This is a genomic window from Thalassospira lucentensis, assembly GCF_032921865.1.
In the GTDB taxonomy this organism is placed as follows: Bacteria; Pseudomonadota; Alphaproteobacteria; order Rhodospirillales; family Thalassospiraceae; genus Thalassospira; species Thalassospira lucentensis_A.
The window spans coordinates 2,207,864-2,229,492 of the sequence record NZ_CP136684.1; the positions used below are offsets into that span (position 1 = coordinate 2,207,864).

The 21,629-nt window shown below is 55.3% G+C and carries 19 protein-coding genes; 8 read left to right on the top strand and 11 right to left on the bottom strand.

The genetic code is table 11. The features are described from left to right. Positions 1 to 38: 38 nt before the first annotated feature. The gene (locus tag R1T41_RS10800; protein ID WP_062951529.1) at positions 39 to 1,013 is read right to left on the bottom strand and encodes a TRAP transporter substrate-binding protein; all 975 of its coding nucleotides are present in this window, start codon (positions 1,011 to 1,013) and stop codon (positions 39 to 41) included. Between the two features lie 26 nt (positions 1,014 to 1,039). After that, complete coding sequence (locus R1T41_RS10805; RefSeq protein WP_297015273.1) at positions 1,040 to 1,750, bottom strand: GntR family transcriptional regulator; 711 nt, start codon at positions 1,748 to 1,750, stop codon at positions 1,040 to 1,042. A 127-nt stretch (positions 1,751 to 1,877) separates the two neighbouring features. Here R1T41_RS10805 and uxuA point away from each other — a divergent pair, with 127 nt between their 5' ends. Genes uxuA through R1T41_RS10820 form a run of 3 tightly spaced genes read left to right on the top strand, consistent with a single transcriptional unit; the run spans position 1,878 to position 4,764 of the window. Continuing rightward, positions 1,878 to 3,101 carry a mannonate dehydratase gene (gene uxuA / locus R1T41_RS10810; RefSeq protein WP_317341523.1) on the top strand — a complete coding sequence of 408 codons (1,224 nt, stop codon included), beginning with the start codon at positions 1,878 to 1,880 and terminating at the stop codon, positions 3,099 to 3,101. Next, positions 3,098 to 4,549 (top strand): mannitol dehydrogenase family protein, encoded by a 1,452-nt coding sequence (locus tag R1T41_RS10815; protein WP_317341524.1) that lies wholly within the window; start codon positions 3,098 to 3,100, stop codon positions 4,547 to 4,549. The genes uxuA and R1T41_RS10815 overlap by 4 nt, the downstream gene beginning before the upstream one ends. Further along, positions 4,546 to 4,764: a hypothetical protein gene (locus R1T41_RS10820; protein WP_317341525.1), complete on the top strand. Its 219-nt coding sequence runs from the start codon at positions 4,546 to 4,548 to the stop codon at positions 4,762 to 4,764. Before R1T41_RS10815 ends, R1T41_RS10820 begins: the two co-directional genes overlap by 4 nt. On the opposite strand, the gene R1T41_RS10825 is transcribed toward R1T41_RS10820, so the two are convergent. The 8 genes from R1T41_RS10825 to R1T41_RS10860 form a co-directional block, all read right to left on the bottom strand. After that, positions 4,761 to 6,545 carry an adenine deaminase gene (locus tag R1T41_RS10825; protein WP_317341526.1) on the bottom strand — a complete coding sequence of 595 codons (1,785 nt, stop codon included), beginning with the start codon at positions 6,543 to 6,545 and terminating at the stop codon, positions 4,761 to 4,763. The two genes, R1T41_RS10820 and R1T41_RS10825, sit on opposite strands and share 4 nt — an antisense overlap. Continuing rightward, entirely contained in the window at positions 6,542 to 7,471 is a 930-nt protein-coding gene (locus R1T41_RS10830) for a nucleoside hydrolase (RefSeq protein ID WP_317341527.1), read from the bottom strand. Before R1T41_RS10830 ends, R1T41_RS10825 begins: the two co-directional genes overlap by 4 nt. Then, on the bottom strand, positions 7,471 to 8,505 hold the full coding sequence (locus R1T41_RS10835) for an ABC transporter ATP-binding protein (protein WP_317341528.1): 1,035 nt from the start codon (positions 8,503 to 8,505) through the stop codon (positions 7,471 to 7,473). Before R1T41_RS10835 ends, R1T41_RS10830 begins: the two co-directional genes overlap by 1 nt. Beyond that, positions 8,498 to 9,277 carry an ABC transporter permease gene (locus R1T41_RS10840; RefSeq protein WP_037990613.1) on the bottom strand — a complete coding sequence of 260 codons (780 nt, stop codon included), beginning with the start codon at positions 9,275 to 9,277 and terminating at the stop codon, positions 8,498 to 8,500. The genes R1T41_RS10835 and R1T41_RS10840 overlap by 8 nt, the downstream gene beginning before the upstream one ends. Continuing rightward, complete coding sequence (locus tag R1T41_RS10845; protein ID WP_114111300.1) at positions 9,274 to 10,101, bottom strand: ABC transporter permease; 828 nt, start codon at positions 10,099 to 10,101, stop codon at positions 9,274 to 9,276. The genes R1T41_RS10840 and R1T41_RS10845 overlap by 4 nt, the downstream gene beginning before the upstream one ends. 109 nt (positions 10,102 to 10,210) lie before the next feature. Continuing rightward, on the bottom strand, positions 10,211 to 11,236 hold the full coding sequence (locus R1T41_RS10850) for an ABC transporter substrate-binding protein (RefSeq protein ID WP_317341529.1): 1,026 nt from the start codon (positions 11,234 to 11,236) through the stop codon (positions 10,211 to 10,213). Then, on the bottom strand, positions 11,236 to 12,273 hold the full coding sequence (locus R1T41_RS10855; protein WP_317341530.1) for a LacI family DNA-binding transcriptional regulator: 1,038 nt from the start codon (positions 12,271 to 12,273) through the stop codon (positions 11,236 to 11,238). Before R1T41_RS10855 ends, R1T41_RS10850 begins: the two co-directional genes overlap by 1 nt. 276 nt (positions 12,274 to 12,549) lie before the next feature. Beyond that, positions 12,550 to 14,139: a gamma-glutamyltransferase family protein gene (locus R1T41_RS10860; RefSeq protein WP_317341531.1), complete on the bottom strand. Its 1,590-nt coding sequence runs from the start codon at positions 14,137 to 14,139 to the stop codon at positions 12,550 to 12,552. Between the two features lie 127 nt (positions 14,140 to 14,266). On the opposite strand from R1T41_RS10860, the gene R1T41_RS10865 reads away from it, so the two are divergent. Next, positions 14,267 to 14,980, top strand: a complete 714-nt coding sequence (locus R1T41_RS10865; RefSeq protein WP_062951512.1) for a GntR family transcriptional regulator — start codon at positions 14,267 to 14,269, stop codon at positions 14,978 to 14,980. A gap of 46 nt (positions 14,981 to 15,026) precedes the next feature. On the opposite strand, the gene R1T41_RS10870 is transcribed toward R1T41_RS10865, so the two are convergent. Continuing rightward, entirely contained in the window at positions 15,027 to 15,452 is a 426-nt protein-coding gene (locus R1T41_RS10870; protein ID WP_114111303.1) for a nuclear transport factor 2 family protein, read from the bottom strand. Between the two features lie 238 nt (positions 15,453 to 15,690). Between R1T41_RS10870 and R1T41_RS10875 the strand changes: the two genes are divergently transcribed. From R1T41_RS10875 to R1T41_RS10890, 4 genes are all read left to right on the top strand, one after another. Then, positions 15,691 to 16,881 carry an ABC transporter substrate-binding protein gene (locus R1T41_RS10875; RefSeq protein WP_317341532.1) on the top strand — a complete coding sequence of 397 codons (1,191 nt, stop codon included), beginning with the start codon at positions 15,691 to 15,693 and terminating at the stop codon, positions 16,879 to 16,881. Positions 16,882 to 16,974: 93 nt separating this feature from the next. Then, a complete protein-coding gene (locus R1T41_RS10880; RefSeq protein ID WP_247742070.1) occupies positions 16,975 to 17,850 on the top strand; it encodes a branched-chain amino acid ABC transporter permease in 876 nt (291 codons plus the stop codon). Positions 17,851 to 17,864: 14 nt separating this feature from the next. Next, entirely contained in the window at positions 17,865 to 20,408 is a 2,544-nt protein-coding gene (locus tag R1T41_RS10885; protein ID WP_317341533.1) for an ATP-binding cassette domain-containing protein, read from the top strand. Next, positions 20,401 to 21,621, top strand: coding sequence for an amidohydrolase family protein (locus R1T41_RS10890; RefSeq protein ID WP_317341534.1), 1,221 nt, complete (start codon positions 20,401 to 20,403; stop codon positions 21,619 to 21,621). Before R1T41_RS10885 ends, R1T41_RS10890 begins: the two co-directional genes overlap by 8 nt. Positions 21,622 to 21,629: the final 8 nt, after the last annotated feature.

The following is a 21,629-nucleotide window of genomic DNA, read 5'->3' on the forward strand; positions in this document are numbered from 1 at the left end:
AAGGTTCGGTCGCGCGTACGCAACCGAACCGGTAGCAATCAGTTTGCGAAAAGGTCTTCGACGACAGGACGGATTTCGTCGGAAACATTTGCAAGAACAGCGTCTTTTGCTTTTTGGGCAAAGGCCTGCGTGTCGACTTCAACGAAGGTCATGCCCTTTGCCTGAAGTTCCTTCGTCAACCGTTCTTCATCAGCGCTAAACAGGTCGCGCTCATATGCCTGCGCCCGTTTTGCGGCTTCCATGACGGCTTCCTTGTCGGCATCTGACAGTTTGCCCCAGGTGATTTCCGAAATGGTCAGATAAATCCATGAACGGACATGCTCGGTCTTGTTCACAAATTTCTGCACTTCGTTGAAGCTTGCCGAATCAATCAGCGCCAGCGGGTTTTCCTGTGCGTCGATGGTGCCTGCCTGAAGCGAGGTAAAGACTTCCGAGAACGCCATCGGTGTCGGTTGCGCGCCAAGCGATTTCCAGACATCAACAAAAAGCGGAACGTTCGGAACGCGCAGTTTCAGGCCGTTCAGATCATCCGGGCTTTTGATTTCGCGATTTGACGTCAGGTTGCGCGGGCCGCGGGCAAAATAGGCAATTGGGCGGATGCGGGCTTTCTCGACGATCTGCTGTTCGATTTTGTCGCCGATTTCACCACTGGCAACGGCATCCATGTCTTCGAGCGTCTGATAGGCATACGGAACAGCCAGAAGGGCCGCCATCGGTGCCCAGTTCTGCAGGCTTTCACCGGTAATGGTCATGTCGACCGAACCAAGCTGCATGCCGTTGATCAGGTCGATTTCCTTGCCGAGTGTTTCGTTGGGGAAGACCTGCACATCAATACGGCCGTCGGTAAGGGTCGAAAGTTCCTCGCCGAACTTCACGGCAGCTTTGTGCCAGGCATTCTGTTCATTGGCGAGATGACCAAGTTTCAGGGTTATTTCTGCGGCAATCGCAGAGTTACCCATCATCATGGCGGCTACACCGGCGATCATCAGTTTCTTGGTCGTTTTTTTAAGCATCTTTTCCTCCCTGTTCGGTTGATGCCTTAGGGCGACAACGTGGAATTTGCGTTGTCAAAAAGCTCCGTTCTGGAGCGGGCAATATCAGGCAGCGTATGCAGAATCTCACGGAGGTGCTCACGCATGGCTGCGCTGGCTGCTTCGGGATCACGGGATGTGATCGCGGAAACAATTCGGATATGCTGTTCGATGATCTCGTTCATCGGAAACTGGAAGTAACTGAGGTAGCGCACTCGGTCGAGCTGGGCGCGAACATCCTCAACGACCTTCCATGCGTATGTCTTGCCTGCCGCTTCTGCGAGGCAGCGATGGAAATCATGATCCAGTTTAAGGAATGCACGCGCATCGCCTTCCATCGCCTGGCGCTGATCGGTGATCAGTTGTTCAAGGCGTGCCAGAAATGCATCATCGGGCTTGGTTGCGACGAAACGGGCAATGTCGGCCTCGATGGCTTCGCGGACAAAACGCGCATCAAGAACGGCGGCGACGGAAATCTTTCGGACATAGGTTCCGCGTTGCGGGCGAACCTCCAAAAGGCCTTCGTCGGCAAGCTTGATGAAGGCCTCGCGGACGGGTTGGCGGCTGACATTGTAATGTTTGGCAAGTTCGGCTTCGGACAGGCGCACGCCGGGAAGCAGATCCGTGCACACGATCCGTTCGCGAATAATGCGATGGATCTGTGGGCCTACGGCCTGATCGTGTGTGATTTCCCAGTCATTTTGTTCGGGATCGCCCATCAATCTCTCCTTGCTTTTCTGAGTCATGATGCATACTACCATACTAGTCAACAAAATTATGACGTGATATTATTCCTAACCGTTATAGTCGGTGTTGAAGACACCACGCCAATACAGAGAGAAACACATGAAACAAACCTGGAGATGGTTCGGCCCGCGCGATCTGGTCAGCATTGACGATATTTGCCAGGCTGGCGCACATGGCGTGGTTTCCGCCCTTCATCATGTGCCAAGTGGTGCTGTCTGGACGCCGGATGAGATTGCCAAACGTCATGCCGAAATCGCGACCATGAAGGATGGGGCGCCTTCGGGCCTTACCTGGGATGTCGTCGAGAGTCTTCCGGTTTCCGAATCGATCAAACGGCAGGTAGGCCCGTGGCGCGATCATATCGCAGCCTACAAGCAAAGCCTGCGTAACCTTGCCGATTCCGGGATCAGCATCGTTTGCTATAACTTTATGCCGGTTCTTGACTGGACCCGAACCCATCTGAGCTGGCGTCTGTCAAACGGCGCAACCTGCATGCGATTTGATCTGGTCGACTTTGTTGCATTTGATCTGTTCATTCTGAACCGCGATGGTGCTGCCGATGATTATCCGGCCGCAATTGTTGCGGATGCAAAAAGTCGTTTCGCACAAATGTCCGAAGATCGCCGTAGTGAACTTGAACGGACGGTTGCCTTCGGCTTGCCCGGTTCGGTCGAGAATCTCTCGCTGGATGATTTGCGTGCGTTGCTTGCAACCTATGCCGATATTGATGCCGATACGCTTCGTGGCAATCTGGTTGCCTTCCTTGAGGAAGTCGTACCTGTCGCACGCGAGGTTGGTATTCGCATGTGCTGCCATCCCGACGATCCGCCCTTTGCCCTTTTGGGATTGTCGCGGATCATGTCGACCGAGGCCGACTATGCCTACATCATGCAGGCGGTGGATCTTCCGGAAAATGGCATAACGCTATGTTCCGGGTCGCTGGGTGTACATCCGGAAAATGATTTGCCGGGGATGATGAAACGCTTGGGTGACCGTGTGCATTTCATTCATCTGCGCAATACAAAACGCGAAAGCGAAGGTCTGCCATGCAGCTTCCATGAGGCGGAGCATCTGGATGGCGATACCAACATGGTCGATCTGATCGAGGAAATCCTGCGCGAAGAGGCACGTCGCAAAGCAGCGGGACGTGCTGACTGGAACATTCCGATGCGTCCGGATCATGGGCAGGATATTCTTGATGACTTGAACCGCAAGGGACAGCCGGGTTATCCGGCGATTGGGCGCCTCAAAGGCCTTGCCGAGTTGCGCGGTGTGATGACGGCACTTTCGGCAAGGTTTGATTTGCTTGGGGTCCCAAAATGACATCTTCCGATAGTTCCGCTGCTGCACCCGATGCAGATAGGGCAACGGCCGGTATCGTGCATATCGGGATCGGTGCCTTCCACCGGGCCCATCAGGCGGTTTATACCGACGTGGCGATGCAGGCCAAAGGCGGGAACTGGCGCATTATCGGTGTCAGTTTGCGCAGCACTGACATTGTCGATGCCTTGAATGCGCAGGACTGCGCCTTTACGGTGATTGAACGTCATCCCGACGGCCCCAAAGCCCTTAGGATCACCAGCCTGTCAAAGGCAATTGCGGCTTCGCGTGATATTGCACCGGTTTTGGACGCGCTTACCGATCCGGCAATCGGGATCGTGACCATCACGGTCACCGAAAAGGCATATGGCATTGATCGGGTGTTGGGGGCGGTTCAGGCGGAACATCCGGCTGTGAAACATGATCTGGCAAATTCCACCACGCCAACCGGGCTTCTCGGGATCTTGGTCGCCGGGCTGAAGCGCCGCAAACAGGCCGGCATTCGACCGTTTACAATCGTTTCCTGTGATAACCTGCCATCGAACGGAGTGTTGTTGCGCAGCGGTGTGATTGACTTTGCCAAGCGTGTCGACCCGGATCTGGCAGGTTGGATCGAGGAAAATGTTTCCTTCCCCTCGACGATGGTTGACCGGATTACGCCAGCGGCGGCAGCTCGCACGTTTGAAGATGCCAAAATTTTGACCGGAATCGACGATCCGGCTGCGATTGAAACCGAACCCTTTTCGCAGTGGGTTATCGAGGATGATTTCCCTGATGGCAGGCCCGCCTGGGAAGAAGCCGGTGCGATTCTGGTTCACGATGTCGAGCCATACGAACTTATGAAACTTCGTATGCTTAACGGCAGCCACTCCCTGATCGCCTATTTGGGGCAAGTCGGTGATTACCGCTATGTTCGTGACGCAATGGCAAATGAGGCCTTCTCGCAACTTGTTGCGCAACATATGAAAAATGCTGCCGCAACGATGGCACCGCTTGCCGGGATTGATTTTTCCGATTACGGGGCCGAATTGGTCGAACGTTTCCGCAATCCCGAAATCGCACACGAAACCCGTCAGATTGCCATGGATGGCACGGAAAAACTCCCGCAGCGGATTTTCTCCCCGGCTTGTGATCTGCCGCAGGAAAGCAAGATGCTCGGTACGTTTGCCCTTTGTTTTGCTGCATGGATGGCTGTGATTTGCCAGCGCGTCAATACAGCACAGGATGGAACCGCTGAACTGCTCAATGATCCGCGTGCAAACGAAATCATGGAAGCACTGGCGGATCATCAGGATGCAACCGCGATATACGAAAAACTTTCCGGTCTTAAGGGCTGGATGCCCAAACAGTTGCAGGATAGCCTGTTCTGGCGTGAAGCCGTGATTAAACGCTTGTCGATACTAATGTCGGACGGTGCAGATGCCGCCATCAGGCACGAGATCGACGCGTGACTTTATCCCAGTTCTTTGCGATCAAGCATATGCCAAAATGGTTCCATCCGGACCTGTTTACCGATTTGATCCCGACGAAACATTTCGCCGGCTGTATGACCGCTTACTGCGGATCAATTATCAGCCTAGCTATTTTGCGTTATCGAACGGAGCAAAGTGACACCGCAATACCTCACTATATCGCGATGGATATGGCGGGAGATTTTGCGGTCTAAATGATTTCCAGAACCGGTGTGGTCAAAAGCTGCCCCGTCGTGACATCGCCGATACCACGGTCGGTTTGATGCGGGCCGGGGTTGCAGGCCAATGTAGCGCCGAACAGGGCCTTGAAAACCAGATAGGGCGGTTGCCAGTCGACAATTGCATCTGTCGCGGTTCGGATATCGGCAAATTGCTGCGCAACATGATCCATCGGTGCGTCGGACACCAACCCACAAAGTGGCAGCGGAAGAAGCGCATCAAGTTTGCCGTTTGATGCGACCGCCATACCGCCACCGGCACGGATGACGGCATTGGCGGCAACCATCATATCGCGCGGATTGCCACCGAACACCGTAACATTGTGGCTGTCATGCGAGACGGTGGTGCAAACGGCACCTTTCCAGTCACCCCATCCGGTCAGAAAGCCGACGCGTGGTTTGCTGTCTGCCTTTCCGTGGCGATGGGCAACGGCGATCATGGTCGTGCCCATAGGCGGCACCACATAGCCGTTTTTGACATCGGCGTCGTCTGTTGCCCAGCGAGTAAAGCGTGGCCGGTCAATGGTGGCGATCCGGACGCGATCCCCGGATGCAGGAACACGAAAATCATCGATGGTCAGGACATCCATCTTCATGGTGTCAGACAGGGGGGCGGGATCAATCGAAACCGCCCGTGATGCCATTTCACCGACCCCGGCGACGATTTCACCATTTGCAATAACCTGGCGTGCCCTGAAATCGGTCAGGTCGTCAAAGATGACAATATCTGCACGCCGTCCGGCAGCAATCAAACCAAGATCGGAACGGCCAAGGCGCATCGCGGCATTCAGGGTTGCCGCCCGCAACGCCCATTCGGGCTTCATGCCATAACGGACCAGCCGACGCACCACATCATCAAGCCCACCAGCATGAAACAGGTCATCGGGGAATACGTCATCGGTACAAAGCGTGACGGTTTGCGGCAGGAAACCCAACTCATTAAGCGTCTCGACAAAGCTCGGCAGAAGGTGGTCGTGCGATCCGCGCATTTCAATCGCAAGACCGGCTCGCAGTTTTGCCATCAGATCATCGTTTGAAACCAGTTCATGGTCTGAACTGACACCCGCCGTCATAAAGGCGGCAAGATCGGGTCCTTCAAGGCCACGGGCATGACCACAGACAAGTTTCCCCGATGCAAGACCTGCCTGCATGATGTTGGTCATGCGGGGATTGCGATCAATCACGCCGCGCATATTCATGACTTCGGCAACCCCGGCGATTTCTGGCCAGGACAGCATTTCGGCCATGGCCTCACCGTCAAAATCAGCACCGGATATTTCAAGGCCGGGGGCGGCGGGAACGCAGGACGGTGCCAGAACCAGAACACGTAATGGCAGGTCACGTGTTGCATCAATCGCCCAGCGGACACCATCAAGCCCCCGCACATTGCCAAATTCATGCGGGTCCCAGACGATTGTCGTGACGCCGCGGGCAACGACCGTTTCGGCATAGATCGCCGGTGTGACCATCGAACTTTCGATATGCATGTGCGTGTCGATCAGGCCGGGGCTGACATAACCGCCCCGGGCACTGACGATCTTGCGGGCGTCGCTTCTGGTTGCCGGTTCATGGACGCTTGCGATCATTGGACCGATCAGGCCGATATCGGCCTTGCGGATTTCACTGGTCACCATATCGACAAGCTTGCCACCGGTAATCAGGATATCGAACGGTTCATCGCCGCGTGCGGCGGCGACGGCACGTGTGCGCAATTTATGGCAGGTTAGATCGCCGGGTTCTGTCGTGCGATTATTCATTTCGCTGCTTCCGCCTTGAGGGCTGAAAAGATCAGGTCGCACGCACGTTCCGTGTTAACAGAAACGGCATATTGCGCGTTTTTGATCGCGGTCGGGCGGGGATCAATAATGGTTTGCCCGCGCGAAGGATCTTGGCTGGTGTCAATTTCGATATGTGCATCAGCAAAGCTGATCGCATCTTCATCAATCACCGCTACCGCTGCGCAAGGATCGAAAACCGCCATCGCATCGCGCCCGCGTGACAGGGCGATATTGATGTATCCTTCGCTCAGATCGGCCAGAAGCCCCGCATTTTTCCCACCAGCATTGCGGATAGGTGCAACATCATCCGGGGTGGCAAGCACCCGTCGGCAAAGGTCGAGATCAACCATGCGCAATTGCACCTGATGGGACAGGGTAATGGCGACCGCTTCGGGGTCGGCAAAGGCATTATATTCGGCGAGGGCGGTGTGATTGCCGCGCGTTACGGCGCCCCCCATCCAGGTCACGCAGTCGATTCTGCGCGCCAGATCAGGCCGGGCCAGAACCAGCGATGCAATATTGCCAAGCGGGCCAAGGGCCAGAATATGGCGTTCGTCATTCGGTCCGGATTTGCTTTCAAGCCAGTCACAAAGACCGTCGAACGCGCTGCATTCTGCAATCGGGCGGCAATCGGGAAGATGTACGCCGCTTGATTGCATGCCAAGGGGCCCAAGAATCCGTTCGGCGGTTTCAAGCCCACCCATAACCGCCGTTTCGCGACCGGTATAGATTTTGAAATCCCAGTCAAACTGGCGCGCGGCACTGGCAGCATTAATGCGCACGCGCTCAAGAGGGGAGTTCCCGGCAATCAGCGACATCCCGTCGATATGCTTTCCGGCATGGATGACAACCAGCACGGCGACCAAGTCGTCAAAGCCCATATCGGTGTCGATCCACAGTCCCATCAGAGGCTCCCGACGCGCGATAGGGATGCGGCCCGCGATACAGGCAGATCGAATTTCAGGACAGAACTGAATTCATGGGCCGGAAGGCTGGCATCGCATTCCGCCTTGATCGGGCCAAGCGGGGTATCAAGCAGATACTCCCGTGTTCCACCGGCAAAAGACGTACCGCGTATCGTGCCCTCGAACGGCCCATCGCCAAGGGTGACCATGGACGGGCGCCAGGCAAGGCCTTTGGTATCAAGAGGGGCCGTGCCCGACAGTTCGACAGCCCCGGTTGCGGTTTTAAGTTTGCCGTTTTCAAGCGCGAAGACATTTTCAAACCCGACAAAGTCCGCAACGAAATCGGAAACAGGGCGGTAATAGATATCTTCTGGTGTTCCGATCTGTTCGATATGACCATCAAGCATCACGATAATCCGGTCCGCCATCGCAAGGGCTTCGACCTGATCGTGGGTGACGAAGATCATCGTGACACCGCTTTCCTTTTGCACGCGCTGCAATTCGGTCCGCATTTCAAGGCGCAGACGGGCATCAAGGTTTGATAGCGGTTCGTCAAGAAGCAGCACCTTGGGCTCCATCACCATCGAACGCGCCAGTGAAACGCGCTGCTGCTGGCCGCCGGAAAGCTCGGCGGGTTTGCGGGTGGCGAATTTGGACAGCCCGACAGTACGAAGGCCTTCCTGAACCTTGTCGTCCAGTCCCTTGCCGCGAACTCCCATCAGCTTCAGGCCAAAGGCAACGTTTTCATAGACGTTAAGGTGCGGGAACAGGGCATAGGACTGAAACACCAGCCCGACCGGGCGTTTGTTGGCGGGGGTCCGGGTGATGTCGACATTATCAAGGATGATCTTGCCCGATGACGGCTCCATCAACCCGGCAATGGCGCGCATGGTGGTGGTTTTGCCGCAGCCCGACGGGCCAAGTAGGGCAACCAGTTCTCCCTTGCCGATATCAAGATCCATTTCCGGTACGGCAACATTTTTACCGTAAGACAGGGTCAGTTTTTCAAGACAGAGAAAGCGGGCATCAGACATAGCGGGAAAATCCTAGGAAACGTTCGGCCAGAAAGACAATGCCCAGCGACATGAAGGCAAGCAGCGCGGACAGGGCTGCGACCGACGGGTCATAGGTGATTTCCATATAGGCGAGCATGTCGATTGGAAGGGTTCGGACACCGGGCCCGGACAAAAACAGGGAAACCGGCACCTGATTGAAACTGGTGACAAAGCCAAGAATGAAGGCAGCAAGAATACCGCCACGGATATTTGGCATCACCACGCGGAAAAAGGCACCAATCCGCGACGACCCCAAAAGCACGGCGGCTTCTTCAATGTCGGATCGCAAATTGTTCAGGCTGGCCGACACTACGCGTACCGCATAGGGCAGGATCAGCGCGGTATGCGCCAGAAACAGTGCAAACAGAATGCCGAAATTGAAAGGTACGACGAAGTAACGCAACAGTGCCAGACCGACAATGATGCCCGGCACAATGATCGGTGACGATACGATGGTCCGGATGGTTTCAGCACCGGGGACCTTGTAGCGCGATAGCGCATAACTTGCCGGAATGCCAAGGATCAGGGCGGCAAGCGTGCCGCCGATGGCAAGAAACATCGAGATGCCGAAACTCGCACGGAAGCTTTCGACCTCGAAGACTTTCAGCACCCAGCGCAGGGATAGTCCCTGCGGCGGGAAGGCAAGCGTTTCGCCGGCCGACAGCGATGCCGCGATAATGATCAGGAACGGACCAATCAGAAAGGCCAGTACCAGTAAAAGAATGATCGGGGAAAACAGCTTGTTGGTCATTGCTTGTTCCTCGCGGTGGCAAGGCGTTTGAGCAGAAGATTGGCCGCAAATGCCATGACGATCAGGATCAGGGCGATCACACTGGCCGATACGAAATCATTGGCAACAGTCACGCGCTGATACAGTAGGGTTTCAAGCATCAAAACCTTGGAACCGCCCAGAATGGCCGGGGTGATATAGGCGGTCATGGATCCGGTAAAGACCAGCGTGCCACCGATCACAAGGCCCTCTTTGGTTAGTGGCAGGATGACTTTCGTGAAAACCTGCAACCAGTTGGCGCCAAGAACGCGAGCAGCTGGCACCGCATCGCGCGGCATGTTTTCAAGCGCACTGATGAGTGAAATGATCATCAGCGGCAGAAACAGTTGCAGCAACCCGATGAAAACGGCTGTTTCGGTGAACAGGAAACGGATCGGTTCATCCGATAGCCCGACAGCAACCAGTGCCTTGTTCACAAAACCGGTCCGGCCAAGGATCACCAGCCACGCATATGTGCGTGCTACTGGTGAAATCATCAGTGGCAACACAACGAGCCCTGTAATCCGGCCCTTGCCCTTTGGCGGCAGGTTCACGATTGCAAAGGCCGCGGCATAGCCGATCACGGCGGAGGCTGCCGTGACCAGTGCCGCAAGTTTAAGCGTGCGCAAAAAGACGGTCTGATTAAGCGACTGGGAGAAGAAATCGATATAGGCCTGTATCGTCCAGCTATCGCCCGACCGAAAACCTTCGGACAGAAGAATCAGAACCGGGGCCAGAAAGACCACAGCGGCAAAGATCGCGGCAGGGAGGACCAGCGCAAAGGCTTCGGCCCGGTTCTGAAACATCTCGGCAACCTTGTCGTCGGTTAAAGTCAATAAGTGGTGGCGCGAGCAAGGCCCGCCGGATCGGGGTAAATGAGAGGAGGCCCCGATCCGATAATGATCATGGTGGCGATTACTGGCCGACCTTGTTGTTCCATTCCGACAACCAGGTTTCCTGATTGTCGATGGCAACCTGTGACGGGATCAGATGCAGATTGGCAACGGTATCGGCCCCATAGGTCAGGTTTTCGGCAATCTCGTCGGAAACCTTGACGTCCTTGTTTGCCGGGCTGTCGACAAGGTTTTCGGCCAATGCCGTCTGGATTTCGGTCGAAAGCCAGAAATCCATGAATTCAAGCGCAAGATCGCGGTTCTTGCTGCCTTTGGTCAGGACCATGACATTCATGCCACCGGACTGGCCTTCTTTCGGGGTTGCCCATTTGATCGGCAAATCCATTTTCGAAAAACCGGACCATGCAAAACGCCCGATGGGTGCGGCCCAGATTTCTTCCTGCTGCATTAACTGAACCAACTGCGATGAACGGACATAGAAGGTGACGATCTCGTCCTTCTTTTCGCCAACGGCGGCAATCGGGGTTTTCAGCGACGGGTCTTCATCGCCAAGTGCCTTGCCCAGCATATAAAGGGTCAGCGGGCCCTGTGTGGTCGTGACGTTCGGAAGGGCGACATGATCAACCACGTCATCAGCCAGAAGGTCCGACCAGCTTTCGACTGTCATCTTGTCAGAACGATAGGCGATCGAGCTGGCATAGAAGGTGTAACCAACACTCATGCCATCGCCATTCGGGTCTTTGGCAATGTCGTAAAGCTTGTCAAAGTTCGACAGCCTCGACGTATCGATCTTGTCGGTCAGGCCATCCTTGGCAGCGGCCAGTGCATCGCGCATGGAAATAACCGCAAGGTCGATGACCGGATCGGCTTTGTTGGCTTCGATTTTGGCGAGACGTTCGACCGAGTTGCCGGTTTCGACAACCAGTTCGCAACCGCATTTTTCTTCGAACGGGTCGTACAGGAGTTCCTTGAATTCATCCTGTGCGAAACCATAGACCGAAATGGTCAGGGTCTTTTCCTGGGCCTTTGCCGCACTTACGGACAGCAAAAGGGCAGCAGAAGCCATAAGCAGTTTTTTGATCGGCATCACAGCGTTTCTCCGGTTGGGAAGGGTGCGTCAGGGGAAGCCGCCGGTCCGCTTGACGCGCGGACCATCAGTTCCATCGAAACCTTCGACGTATCGGCGGTGACGGTCTGTCTTGCCGTCTTGCCACTTTGAACGGTGGATTTGCCCTGTTCGATTTCACGGACAAGGGCGGCGATGGCCAGCTCGGCAATCCGGGCCATATCCATATGCACCGTGGTTAGCGAAGGGGTCACCACGGGGGAAAAAATCAGATCGTCAAAACCGGTCACGCTGACCTGCTGAGGGACCTTGATCCCGGCGGTCTGCAATTCGGTCAGAACGCGAAGGGCATGCAAATCCGAAACGGCGGCAATCGCCGTGACGCCGTTTTTAACGTGGTCAATCAGGCCAAGCGATGCCCGTTCGCCACGTTCGTGCATCAATGTTTCAAGCCAGACCGTCGTATGACGGGTATTGCGACCAAGGGCCGATTTCATGCCGCCGATCCGGTCATTCTGCACATTCGATGCCGGATCATGCCCGATCAGAAGAAAATTCTTATGCCCCAGATCGACCAGATGGCGCGCAACCTTCGCCCCGCCTTCCCAATGGTCCGCCGAAACGGTGTTGCCCGGTGTTGAAGGGGTATCGACCATTGCGACAGGACATCCAACATCGCCGATCCGTGTGCCACGACGCGGAATGACGACCAGACCATCAACACCTCGTTCGATCAGGCGACTGATGGCCTGTGTCTGGGTGGTGACCTTGCCACGCGAGTCCGCAATCAGAACCCCATATCCGACATTTGATGCCGCCGCTTCCATGGCCTGCGCAATTTGCGGGAACAGCGGATTGGAAATATCTGGAAGGACAAGCCCCAGAACATTTGATCGGCCCGTTCGCAGTGCACGGCCCGCATTGCTGGGCACATAACCAAGTTCGTCGGCCTTCTTGCGGATTTTATCGACCAGGTCGGTCGATACCCGGCCTTTCCCCGAAAGCGCGTTCGATACAGTTGCCGAAGACACGCCCAAGGCGTCAGCAATCATGCTCATATTCGGTCCGGAACGCGGTGAAGCCACTTAATACCCCCGTCAAACATCCAAAAGATGTGATCTGGCAACATTGATTAACTGGTTAATCGATTAATCATACGCTACCGGACTCTTTTTGAAGAGTCGAGGGGTAAATTTATACAATATCCGGTGGCAGACCATGCCAAGGCAACGGCATAAATGCGAAGCCTTTGAAACAGGGCGAAAAACCCGGGCGCGGAAAATTTCCGGCCCGAACGTCGTCGGGATGCTTTTTAGAGGAGGGTTGCGGGGGAATTAAATGATGCCGATGGCGGCCCCGTCGCTACGTGGATCATGGGCACCGTCAACATTGCCGTCAGGCGCGATCCGGATGATGCCGGCCTGTCCGGCAAGGGCACTTTGTGCCTCTATCTCGCGCAGGATATGACCACGGTTTTTCAGTTCGGCAAATACGGTAGGTCCGGCGTCTGCTTCGAGTTTCAGGCTGTCACGCGAATCAGAAAATGTTTTCCCCAGAAGGAACCGCGGGCGGGCAAGGGCGTCAGCCGGGGATAATCCGAAATCAATCAATCTGGTCAACAGCATGGCCAGTGTCTGTGGTTGCCCGTCAGCACCCTGCGTTCCGTAAAGCAGGCAGGGTTTGCCGTTCCGCAAAGCCAGACCGGGGTTCAATGTATAAAACGGTCGTTTGCCTGGTTTAAGCTGGTTGGGATGGCCGTCGATTGTGCTGAATGCCGCACCGCGATTTTGCCAGACAATGCCGGTATTGCCCGCGACTACGCCACTGCCCCAATCGAAATAGGTACTTTGCAGAACGCTGGCGCAATTACCCTGTGCGTCTGTTGCTGCAAGAAAAACAGTATCACCATGGCGGAATGGGTGCGGCCATTCCATTGCGTGATCTGTTGCAATATCGGCGGCATTTTTGCGCAGCGTGTCAGCTCCAAGCATATCGCTGAAATCAAGGTTCGTGCCGTCAGGATCACAGATCCGATCACGTTCCAGAAAGGCGCGTTTGATGGCCTCTACCACCAGATGGAAATGGTCCGGATTGCTTTCATCCCAATACTTGGTCCCCAATTCACGCAGGATGCCCATGGTCATCAAGGTTGCCAACCCCTGCGTCGGTGCGGGCGGGGCAAACAGCGTAACGTTACCATATTCTAGCGAAACAGCATCTGCCGTCCGGGTGCGGGTCAATTGCAGATCGCGCGCCCGGATCGGAGAGCCGACCTTGCCAAGGCCCTTGGCAATCCGGGTAGCCAGTTCGCCTTCGTAAAAATCGCGGGCACCATTTTTGGCAATCAGTTTCAGGCTCTCGGCAAGGTATGGCTGGATAAATGTGTCACCTGCTTTGGGGGTGCGGCCGTTCGGAGCAAAGATATCGGCAAATCCCGGCCAGTTGCGGTAATCATCTTTTCGGAAATCCAGCCAGAAACATTGTGATTTGCTGACAGGAAAGCCATTTTCGGCCAGCGTAATCGCCGGTTCGATCAGATCGGCAAGCTTGCGCGTTCCGCCCCAATTGCGCGCCGAATGATCAAGCGCGTGTTGCCAGCTATCGACCGTGCAGGCCGTGGTCAGGGTTGATGCCGGTCCGCGCAACGCAATGGGGACGCCCGCATCACATTTGGCATCAAGCGCGGCCTGTCCGATGCCAAGGAACGATGAAACCTTGCCGGTTCTGTCGGCAACCATCCAGACGGCATCGCCGCCGATGCCGCAAAAATGCGGATATGTCACGGCGAGAACCGATGCGGTGGCCACAACGGCCTCGATTGCGGTGCCGCCATCACGCAGGACCTGGGCGCCTGCCTCGCTGGCGGCGATACTCGGGCTTGTGACCATCGCGCGATAGGGTGTGGAAATGTTGGCAGCACTCATATCGGCGTCTTTCGTAATGGATGGTTGGGCTGGAAATGAACGATCAGATTGTGTGGATCGGCGGTGGCGCAATTGCATGCAATCGACTATACAGAGTTGCATTCATCATCATTGTTGCCGGGATCTTATGAAGGCTTCTGATAAAGCAAAGCATCGCAATGAACTGATCAGTTCGGCATTGCGGTCCGCCATTCTTGAACGTGTTCTGCTGCCCGGTATGAAGCTGCCCGAAGATTCCCTTGGTGAACGGTTCGGCGTCAGTCGCACTTTGATCCGTCAGGCGCTTGAACGGCTTGCGGCCGAAGGGCTTGTGGAACTGCGGCGCAATCGAGGGGCGATGGTGGCCAAGCCAAGCCTTGAAGAAGCCCGCGATATATTCGAGTTGCGTACCCAGATCGAGGACCTTGTGATCAGCCGTGTGATCAAGGAAATGACCCCGGAAAAGCTTGCGGAACTTGAAGCCCATCTTGCCAAGGAAGTTGAAGCCGAACATGCGTCCGAGCCGATTTCGATCCGGCTTGCGACCGAGTTTCATATCCTTCTGGCAAAGCTGGCCGGAAGCCCGGTTTTGTTGCGTTACGTCGAAGAGATCGGCTATCGCTGCGGACTGACATTGTCGCTTTATGCGCGGCCGCATTCCACCGATTGCGGCATTCAGGAACACCGCCAGATTATTGATGCCCTTGCTTGCGGGGACGAGGAAAAGGCGCGTGAGTTGATGCGATCGCATCTGACGGCGGTTGCTGACCGGGCGCTGATCACGCGCAAGGAAGCCGGGCCGCTTGTGTATCTTGATGCGCTTGAGCCCTATGCACGCAAAGTGCGTGACGGTCAGGAATAGACCGTCACACGGAGGTGCATCCGACCGTAAAAGCTGTGGCACCCGATCAGGCCCTTGTACCCTGACGGATCAGAATGCGTTCCGCACTTTCGTTCCAGACATCCATTTTGACGATCTTGCCGTTACGAATGACAAAGCGGTCAACATAGCGGTTGCCGTCGAACGGTGTTCCATCCGGCCATTCGCCATATAGCGTGCCCACACTGTAAACCACGGTTTCGGTCTTTCCCGGTGCGACGTCGAACTGCCCGAACTTCTTTTTCACCCATTTATAACGTGCCGCGTTAAAGGCGGTTGTGCCCGACGGGTGGTCGTATTTGGCGCCGTCGGTAAACGTGATGACAACATCGTCCGACATATAGGTCGCGGCCTTTTCCGGATCGGGCTTCATCGATGCGTCCAGAAAATCGCGCACAATCTGAGCGTCGGGTGACAATAGTTCCGGAGCATCCGGAGCAAGAGTGGCGGTCATCTTGTATCCTCGTTTCGTGCGATTGATCTTTGATCAGCATAATACGGCGGCAGATTTTTTGCATGCACTAATTTTATGCAATAATTGCATGCAATTTGCGTATACATGAGGCAATCCAATTTGGGAGTCTGGGATGAAATCTGATAATGCATTGAATTAAAACGATTTTGATTCTTGGCACGTGGCTTGCTGCACTGCGAAGGCCAACAGGCACTTCAAAATAATCAGGGAGTCTCACATGTCTGTTTATTCGCCTATCCCGAAACTGACACGGCGTGCCGCGCTTTTGGGGGCAGCTGCTGTACTGATGCTTGCCAGCGCATTGCCGGTTACCGCTGTACGTGCCGAGGATACCGTGAAGCTTGGTCTTGTCGCAGCCCTGAGTGGCCAGTCGGCCAAGTCGGGTGAGGCCATCACGCGTGGCATTACCCTTGCGATTGACAAGATCAATGCCGAGGGTGGGGTCCTTGGCAAGCCATTGGAACTTGTGTCGCGTGATGATGAAAGCAACCCGGGAAAGGGCCTTGTCGCGGCGCGTGAATTGGCGCAGCGCGAAAGGGTTGCTGCCCTGATCGGTGGTCTTGATACGCCTGTATCGCTTGCCATAGTGCCGTTTGCCAATCAGCAGAAAATTCCGTTTGTCGGCCCGTGGGCGGCCGGTACGCCGATCACCAAAAACGGTGCGGAAGAAAACTATGTTTTCCGTGTCTCCGCCGTGGATGAATATGTCGACGAAGCGATCACCGAATATCTGGTCAAGAAATACGGTGCCAAAAAGCCGGGCATGATCCTGATCAACAACCCGTGGGGGGAGTCCAATGAGAAGGGGCTTCTAAAGGCGCTAGAAAAACGCAGCATGCCCAATGCCGGGATTGAAAAGTTTGAATCAAACGATGTTGATGTTGTCCCGCAGCTGACACGCCTTAAGGAAAACGGGGCAGATTCCCTGTTTGTGGTTGCCAACGTGGCCCCGACCGCACAGGTCGTTAAATCGCTTGATCGCATGGGCTGGGATGTTCCGATTTCATCGCATTGGGGGCCGGCTGGGGGTCGCTTTACCGAACTTGCCGGTGCCAGTGGCGAAAAGGTTCATTTCATCCAGACCTATCTCTTTACCGATGCCTCAAGCCCGATGTTTGTAAAGCTTCAGGAAAAATTCCCGGAAATCAAAACGCTGGCCGACGTTACCCCGGCAACCGGTATCGCCAATGCCTATGACGCGACCCTTTTGATTGCCGCAGCTATCGAAAAGGCTGGTTCGACCGAAGGCCCGGCTGTTCGGCAGGCAATGTACGAGATCAGCGGGATCGAAGGCATGATCAAAACCTATGACAAGCCTTTCACCCCGGATGATCAGGATGCGCTTGGTCCGGAAGACTACACCTTCGCGAAGTTTGTCGAAGGCGAAATCATTCCGATCACTGACTGATTCCGATTTTCCCTGCGGCCCTGCCTTACCTGTTGTGGCCGCAGGGAAACCGCGCGCCATTTTGCTGCGGTTTCGTGCAAAGGATAGTTTGCAATGACCTTGTTAATGGCCGCCCTTATTACCGGTATCGGTTTGGGCAGCATGTATGGCCTGATCGCGCTTGGCTTTCAGATCACTTATTCGGTTTCATCCAAAGTCAATTTTGCCCAAGGCAGCATGGTCATGCTTGGGGCTGTTTTGGGTTTTGTTTTCTGTCAGCAATATGGAATGCCGGTGATTTTGGGTTATCCGCTGGCAATTCTGTGCTGTGGCGTGATGGGGGTTCTTGTTGAATTTTTCCTTGTCCGTCCGTTTGCGGTTCGCAATTCCGAAGCGTGGCTGATGGCAACCGTGGCAGGCGGTATTTTGCTTGATAACGCGGTGCTGTTTACCTTCGGAAATGAACCCAGAACCTTGCCATCGGTTCTTGTGGAAGACAGCTGGAATATTCTTGGCACCGGGGTTTATCCGCAACAAATCCTGATCCCGATTGCAGCAATTGGTGTCGCATTGGGATTGCATGCGCTGTTTCGTCATACCCGACAGGGCCGGGCGTTGCTGGCCGTTGTGCAAAACCAGACGGCGGCGAAGCTTATGGGGATCAACACCACGGTCATGGTGACCGGATCCTTTGCCATATCATCAATGCTGGCCGGGTGTGCCGGACTTTTGATCGCACCGCTTTTTTCCGTGCATTCAGACATGGGAACGCTGTTTGGCCTGAAGGCTTTTGCTGTTGCCATTCTGGGCGGCATGACATCGGCTTATAGCGTTATGCTGGCCGGGTTCATCTATGGGATGGTCGAGGCCGCTGTGACCACCTATCTCGGTTCGTCCTATACTTTCATCGTTGTCTTTGCACTGGTGATCGCGGTTCTGACGATCAAGCCAAGCGGCCTGTTTGGCCGTGCTGCCATCAAGAAGGTGTAGGGATGAAACTGCCCGTGAAATTCAAAAATCCGATCCCGAAACTGAACAAGCCGGTAGCACTCGACAGCGTCATTGTTGCTGCGATGGCCGGGGGACTTGTCGCCGTATTGTTCACTGGCGGCTATACGCAGTTCATTATCGGGCTGGTGGCGATGACCGTCATTCTGACGGTGGGCCTGAACGTGCTTTATGGTCTGACCGGGCTGGTCTCGCTAGGGCAGGTTGGCTTCTTTGCCATCGGGGCCTATGCCAGTGCGATCCTGACGCTTGCCGGGCTTAACTTCTGGGTCAGTTTGCTGGCGGCCACCATCATTGGCGGGATTGCCGGATGTTTATTGGCGATTTCGGCCGTGCGGATGGCAGGGCCATTTCTGGCAATGGTCACGATTGCCTTTGCCTTTATCGTTGAACATGGCGCGATTGAATGGCGTGACCTGACCGGCGGGCAAAACGGTTTGATGGGTTTCCCGATGCCGCAGATCGGATCATATGTTTTTTCTGAACGTGATCTGGTCATGCTGTGTGTGTTGCTCGGCGGCATTGCACTTCTGGCATTCCGGCGTCTGGCGGTTAGTGGCTGGGGCATGGCAATGACCAGCATGCGGGATGCGGAAATCGCTGCAAGTTCGCTTGGTTATAATGCCTTTGTGGTCAAGGCATCGGGCTTTGCCATTGCGGCGGCAATGGCCGGATTAGCGGGGGCGTTGTTTGCACCGTTGATGATGTTTATCGCACCGTCAAACTTCCCGCTCAGCCAATCCATCCTGTATCTGTTTGCGGTTATTCTGGGCGGGGCCGGAACCGTTCTGGGGCCGTTGGTTGGGGCGTCTGTTTCCGTCCTGCTGCCGGAGCTGCTTTCGGACTTCGCCGAATACCGGTTGCTGATTTTCGGTGCACTTCTTGTTGCGGTTCTGCTGATTGCGCCGCGCGGCATTGTCGGCACGATTGCCCGTTTCATACCGCTGGCGCGGCAGAAGGTGACACCGGTTCCCCCCGAAAAGATCGAAGCCGGGCTGGCCGATTATCCCAAATCCGATGGTTTGCTGGTCGATGATGTATCGATTGCCTTTGGTGGTGTTAAGGCAGTTAATCAGGTGTCCTTCACGGCCCGACCGGGGCAGGTGACATCAATCATTGGGCCGAATGGTGCCGGTAAAACGACGTTACTGAACATCATCAGCGGGTTTTACAAACCGACCGAGGGAGCCGTTCGCATCGGTGATCGTGATATCGCAGGCAAGGCTACCGATTTTGCCGCGCGTAACGGCATTGCACGCACCTATCAGGCGACCCGTTTGTTTGAAAACATGTCGGTGGTCGACAATGTGATTGCGGGCATTTCATTGGGCCGGTTCGGGGCGCCATTTTCACGTATCGCATCGGATGAAAATCGCAATTTCGCAGCGGGGCTTTTACAGTTTTGCGGATATCTTGGTGATCCTGATGCACGTGCGGGTGATTTGCCACATGTGGATCGGCGTCTGGTCGAAATCGCCCGCTCGCTTGCGACCAAGCCCGGAGTCCTTCTGCTTGATGAACCGGCCGCGGGTTTGATGCATGCCGACAAGGTTGCACTTGCCAAATTGCTGCGCAAGCTGGCGGATGCCGGGATTGCGGTGGTTCTGGTCGAACATGACATGGAAATGGTCATGGGCATTTCGGACCTGATACTGGCGGTTGATGCCGGAACACCGATTGCCCTTGGCAATCCGCAGGACGTTCAGAAAAATCCGCGTGTCATCGCCGCCTACCTTGGCGATGGCAACAGCAAGGCGCATCCAAGACCGACACCACTTGTGACCAGCGAAACACCGGTTATCGCGTCACTGCGATTGACGGCCGGTTATGGGGCGGCCCCGGTATTGAAGTCGGTGGATATCAAGGTCCGGCAGGGGGAAATGGTGGCGTTGCTTGGGGCCAATGGGGCAGGAAAATCGACCTTCCTGATGGCGCTTTCGGGATTGCTGCGCCCTGTTTCAGGCAGCATCATTCTGAATGACGAATATATCCATAATCTGGCGCCACATCAGATCGTCGAACAGGGACTGGTCCTTGTGCCCGAAGGACGGCAGGTTTTCCCCGAACTGACGGTGCGTGAAAACATCGAACTGGGGGCTTACAAACAACCCAAACCGGTCAACCGTGACGAACTTGAAGCCATCCTGACCCGTTTCCCGCGACTGCGTGACAGGATCAACAGTCAGGCTGGTCTTCTGTCGGGGGGGGAACAGCAGATGATGGCCATCGCGCGCGGACTTGTGGCCAAACCGAAGGCGTTGCTTCTGGATGAGCCATCCCTTGGTCTGGCCCCAGCCATGGTCGAAGAACTTTATACCATTCTGGGTGAATTACGCGATGACGGGGTCACGATCCTTCTGGTGGATCAGATGGCGACCATGGCGCTGTCGGTTGCCGATTATGCCTATGTCCTTGAACAGGGACAGGTCGTTGCCGAAGGCAGCGCCAAAGATCTTCTGAAAGATGAACGATTGATTGATGCGTATCTCGGTGGTGCGGATCAGTCCAAAAATGAAAAGGTGATCAGCGAGCATGCTTGATTATGTGGTTAGGAACGCCTGCCTGCATGGCGAAACCGGTCTTCTTGATATTGTGATAAAGGATGGAATAATCGCCGGTATTGCGGCATCGATTGCGAGCGAGGCACCGTCCTTTGACGCCGGTGGCAATCTTCTGACCGGTGGTTTTGTTGAAAGTCACCTGCATCTCGACAAGGCCTGCATTCTTGATCGTGCCAAAAACGAAAGCGGTACGTTGCAAGGCGCAATAAGTGCTGTTGCAAAGGCCAAAAGCGGCTTTACCGAAGATGATGTTTATGCCCGCGGGGCGAAAGTCATTGAGAAAGCCGTCACACAGGGTACGAACGCCATCCGGACCCATGTTGAAATCGATCCGGGTATCGGTTTGGCCGGCTTTCGGGCGATCAAACGCCTGAAGCACGACTATGCATGGGCGATGGATGTCGAGATTTGCGTTTTCCCGCAGGAAGGTCTTCTGAATTATCCGGGGACCGAGGAGCTTCTGCGTGAAGCACTTGATAACGGTGCGGACCTTTTGGGGGGCTGCCCCTATATGGATAGCGATCCGGTCGGACAGATCAAACGCCTGTTTGAAATGGCGCGCGATTATGATGTCGATCTGGATTTTCATCTGGATTTCGATCTCGACCCGACATGGCGACATCTGGATGAAGTCGCGCGTCAGACGATTGCCTTTGGCTGGCAAGGGCGCGTGATGATTGGTCATGTGACCAAATTGTCCGTCCTGCCCAAGGATCAATTGGCTAATACAACCGCCCTGATGCGACAGGCCGGGATTGGGTTGACGGTGTTGCCATCGACTGATCTTTTCCTGACCGGACGTAATTGCGAACATTCGGTCCCGCGGGGTGTCGCCCCGGCGCACAGTCTGGTGCGTGCGGGTGTGTGCTGTACCATCGCAACCAACAATGTCCTGAACCCGTTCACGCCGTTCGGGGATTGCTCGTTATCACGGATGGCAAATCTTTATGCCAATGTCAGTCAGCTGAGCACGACCGAGGAACTTGAAATGTGCTTTGCGATGGTTGCCGATAGCCCGGCAAAGCTTCTGGGGCGGCCAACCGAAATCATGATTGGCGGGGCTGCGACCTTTATTGCATTACCTGCGCAAAGCCGGGCACAGGTGGTTTCCGAAATCAGTCGCCCGGTCTGGGGCATGAAGGATGGACGGGTAACGTTCGAACATCCGGCGCCAAGATTGCTGCATCCATAAAGATGCAG